Annotated in this window: 3 protein-coding genes and 2 pseudogenes; 3 read left to right on the top strand and 2 right to left on the bottom strand. The window is 68.8% G+C overall.

All coding sequences use genetic code 11. From position 1 onward, the window contains the following. Positions 1-1354: site-specific integrase (locus KBI5_RS24140; RefSeq protein WP_116290009.1), on the top strand; the 1354-nt coding region annotated here is incomplete at its 5' end. Positions 1355-1456: 102 nt separating this feature from the next. Then, positions 1457-1660: pseudogene (locus tag KBI5_RS28265) on the top strand (hypothetical protein); the annotation flags it as partial. Between the two features lie 374 nt (positions 1661-2034). Here the strand turns inward: KBI5_RS28265 and KBI5_RS24130 are convergent. Both KBI5_RS24130 and KBI5_RS24125 read right to left on the bottom strand, forming a co-directional pair. Beyond that, positions 2035-2580 (bottom strand): transposase, encoded by a 546-nt coding sequence (locus KBI5_RS24130; protein ID WP_347272539.1) that lies wholly within the window; start codon positions 2578-2580, stop codon positions 2035-2037. Continuing rightward, positions 2577-3116, bottom strand: a complete 540-nt coding sequence (locus KBI5_RS24125) for a winged helix-turn-helix domain-containing protein (RefSeq protein WP_011436304.1) — start codon at positions 3114-3116, stop codon at positions 2577-2579. The genes KBI5_RS24130 and KBI5_RS24125 overlap by 4 nt, the downstream gene beginning before the upstream one ends. 215 nt (positions 3117-3331) lie before the next feature. On the opposite strand from KBI5_RS24125, the pseudogene trpS reads away from it, so the two are divergent. Continuing rightward, positions 3332-4099, top strand: a pseudogene (gene trpS / locus KBI5_RS24120) (tryptophan--tRNA ligase); the annotation flags it as partial. Positions 4100-4165 lie beyond the last annotated feature (66 nt).

Raw genomic sequence — 4165 nt, 5'->3', positions numbered from 1 at the left:
CGGGCCGGGGTGCGTGCGGCCGGCGGCGGTGGTGAACCGGTGGCTTCGTGAGCTTCCGGCGTGCGGTGTGCCGGCGCCGCGGTCGTGGGCGGCGTATGCGCGGGCGGTGAAGGACTGGGTGGAGTTCCTGGCCGGGCACGGCATCGACGTGCTCGGCCCGCGCGAGCAGCTCAAACTGGCACTTGGGAAATATGCCGAGGACCGGTCGGCGGGGCCGGTGGAGCGGCGGCTGGCGGCGAGCACGTGGAGCCAGCACATAAGCATCGTGAGCATGTTCTACCGGTGGGCGATGGCCGAAGGCTATGCGTCGGCCGAGCCGTTCACCTACCGGACCGCGAAGGCCATGGTCGGCGGCATGGTGCGTGACGTCCGGGTGAACCTGGCGATGCGCCGAACTCCGAAACCGCACGTCACGATCAAATATCTGGAAGCCGACTTTGCGACGTTGCTGCTGAACGCGCTGGCCGGGCTGGACCGGGACGGTCAGGCGGATGCTGGCTATGCGGGGCGGGAGCTTGCCCGTAACCGGGCGGTGGTCGGGTTGGCGTTGGCGACGGGCCTGCGGTTGCAGGAGTTCTCGTCGCTGCTGGTCTATGAGATCCCGACGCCGCCGTCCCGGCCGGGGGCGCTGCCGGTGCCGTCCGGGGTGGCCAAGGGCCGTAAGTTCCGTACCAGTTGGATCAGCGTCGAGGCGCTGAGGGTTGTGCATGATTATGTGACGCTGGACCGGGCCGCCGCGGTGGAAGGAGCATCATGGTGTCCGCCGGCCCGGTGGGGTCCTGCGCTGCGGGTGAGCGAGCCGGACATGCGTGGCGGGCGGATTAACGGGGTGCGCCGGGACTGGGATGCGCTGACGCCGGGCGAGCGGCGGCGGCTGGTCGCTCCGGATGGTGGTTCGTGCCTGTTGGCGGTCCGCTCGGACGGCGGACCGTTCACCGCCTGGGCGACCGTTTTGGAACGCGCGTCGGATCGTATCCGGGCACGTGTCGAGCTGCGGTTCCCGCATGTTCATCCGCATCGGCTGCGGCATTCTTTCGCGATGGCCACGTTGGAACGGCTGGTGGATGGGCATTACCGGCGGGCCGCCGAACTGGTGGCGGCCGGTGGAGACGGCGGGCCGGACGCCGCGTTGGCGTTGTATCTGAGCAAAGCCGATCCGCTGCTGGTGCTGCGGGATTTGATGGGTCACTCATCGGTCACCACGACGGAGGCTTACCTTCGCCGGTTGGACACCACCCGGATTTTCGGGGAGGCGTATGCGCGAGCCGGCGCGGCGGCCGGCCTGGCCGATGATCCGGCGGCGGACACCGAGGTCGCGGCGGAGTTCACCGACGAACCTGGCGAGGACGACTGATGCCGKCCACRGTGACCGACGACGGGCTGGGGATCGTGTGMGTGTTCAGCGACGGYAGCCGAGCCAATGCCCGGCAGGACTACCGTCGGGGGCCCGCTGTCGCGTGAGGCGCGCAGGCAGGACCTGTTGCACCGCGCCCGCGCCGAGGACGTGCTGCACTGACAGCAGCACCAACGCCCCATCTCCGCGGAAACGCTGCGCAAGCGGCTCGCCGTTGGCACCGGGACAGCCCGCGGCCTGGTCGCCCAGTTGCGCGCTGACATCCACGGTGCGCTCGATGGTCGCAGCAACCGGCCGACGTCGTAGACCAGGGCGGCGAACCGAGGGACGCAGGTTGGCCGGTCGCTGATCCTCCTGCTCGGCCGACAGATCACACGGTGGTCGCCGGTGCGGTGGTGGTCGGGCTGTCATCCTCACGGGTGAACAGCGTCATGGCGGACGTCGGTCGGTGCGGTCAGCTCGCGGGGGGATTGCGGATGGCGGGTCTTCTGGAGAGCGTCGAGCCGGATGGCACGGGCGGGCATGTCGAACATGGTGCCGGCGGACGCCATGACCGGCCACCGGGTCGGCCGGCCGTCTTCACTCGGAACCGAACCGCCCAGACGGCTGCTGTTAATATGGGGGCGTGGACCGTTCGTGCCTCATCTGGTGGCGCTCTTCCTGAGCTTTAATGCGTGGAGTCATGTTGACCATAGCTCTTCCCAGACCAGACCGGTTTCGGCGAGGAACCCCAACAGCAACGGGGGCCGGTACTGCATTCGTTTCAGCCCGTGCTTGACCGCCTGGCAGACCTCGTCGAGGGCGCGGGCAGCCAGGTTCACCACAGCGGTGCGCTTGAGCTGTGACCACACCCCCTCGGCCGGGTTCAGCTCAGGGGCGTAGGCCGGTAGCAGCACCGCGCTCACCCAGCCCGCGTGCTCCCGCAGGAACGTGGTCATCTCCGTCTGCCGGTGGATGTTCACCCGGTCCCAGACCAGCACCAGCCGGCCCCCGGGAAGCTGCGCATGCGCGGCGGCCAGCAGATCCCGGCAGTCCTCCCAGCCGATCCCCCTGCGCCCGCCACCACCCCGCCAGGTCCGGGCCCGGTAGAGCAGCCGCGGACGCCAGCCGGGCCGGTAGCAGACCATCCCGACCACACTCACCCGGCCGTTCCCACCCCGCCCCGGTACCCGCACCACCGGGGTCCGACCCCGCCGGCCCCAGGTCCGTGCCCGTGGCGGCCTCAGCCCCTGTCCTGTCTCGTCGAGGAAACAGATCCAGGCGTCCTGGGCCGCCGCGGTCTTTTTACCGCCGGCCACTCCTCCTGCGCCCAGGCGTCGACCGCGGCGTCGTCGCGTTCGACCGCGCGGCGGGCGGGGAGCTGGCACGACCAGCCCTGCCGGTCCAGCAGCAGCCACACCCCGGCCAGGGTGTAGTCCACCCCGAACTCTGCTGCGATCACCTGGCGGACCCGGGCCAGGGTCCACCGCTGATCCTCCCAGCCGTACGGCCCCGGTCCCCGGCGCAGGACCGCCTCCAACCGGGCCAGGTCCCGGTCATCCAACCGGCACCGCGACCCCGGCCCGGCCGAGCGCAGCCCGGACTCGCCCTCGGCCTCCCAGGCGTGGTGCCAGCGGCTCGCGGTCTTCGGGGTCACCCGGAACTCCCGGGCGACCTCGGCCTGGCTCGCCCCCGCGGCGAACCGGCCGGCCGCAGCCCTCCGGACCCGCTCACGTTCCACCTGCTCGGCGGGCGTCAACCCGCCACCCGTCGCATATCTCATATAGCCGGTCTACCCGATTCACACCCGCCCGTAGACAAACACAGAAAACCAGCTTGACCTCGAAGATTAAAGCTCAGTAGTAGGAGCGGCCGCCTTCCCAGCTGTGATCGCGCCGTTCGGATGGACGGCCCTTCGCGTCTCGGGGATCGGGCTCGTGCCATCGCGACGGCGGGACCGACCTTCCAGGAGATCCCGTGAACACTGATTCCGCGTCCATAGGCCTAGATACCACAGACTCGGACCCCGCTACCTCGGCRCTCAGAACCTCCGCCGCCCAGGCGCGCAGCGCGGAATTGGAAGAACTGATTCTCAGCAACCCCGAGCGGTTTCGGGTACTGACGGGTGACCGTCCTACCGGGCGCCTACATCTCGGGCACTACTTCGGCACGTTGCACAATCGGGTTCGCCTTCAGGATCTCGGGACGGAGATCTTCCTGATTATTGCTGACTACCAGGTTCTGACCGATCGCGACGTAGCGGACAACCTGACCGCCCACGTGGAGGAACTGGTCCTGGACTACCTGGCCATCGGCATAGACCCGGCACGCAGCACGATCTTCACACACAGTGCCGTCCCCGCCCTCAACCAGCTGATGCTGCCCTTTCTAAGCCTTGTCTCCGTTGCCGAGCTGAACCGCAATCCCACCGTCAAGGAGGAGATCGCGCATTCCCGGCAGTCGGCCGTCAGTGGCCTGATGTACACCTACCCCGTCCACCAGGCCGCCGACATTCTCTTCTGCAAGGGAAACCTGGTCCCAGTGGGCCAGGACCAGCTTCCCCACCTCGAACTCGCCCGCACGATCGCCCGCCGCTTCAACGACCGCTACGGCGACGGCACCAGACTGTTTCCAGAGCCCGAGGCGCTCCTGTCGAGCGCGCCCCTTCTCCTCGGCACGGATGGCTCCAAGATGAGCAAGAGCCGGCGTAACGCTGTGGCCCTGGCTGCGACCGCCGACGAGACCGCCCGGCTGCTCAAGGGAGCGAGTAAGCATTCACCTGGTTTAGGGATCTTGCTGTAGGTGGCGGTTCGTGGGCGTGGCTGTGGGCCG

This window comes from Frankia sp. KB5, from assembly GCF_002099325.1.
Lineage (GTDB): Bacteria > Actinomycetota > Actinomycetes > Frankiales > Frankiaceae > Frankia > Frankia casuarinae.
Note: the sequence above shows the minus strand (reverse complement) of the source record. Positions and strands in the feature narration are given on the sequence as shown.

Bases quoted from the DNA above. Each gene is read 5' to 3' on its own strand.
- KBI5_RS24125 (WP_011436304.1), bottom strand. From the start codon at position 3,116: ATGAGATATGCGACGGGTGGCGGGTTGACGCCCGCCGAGCAGGTGGAA.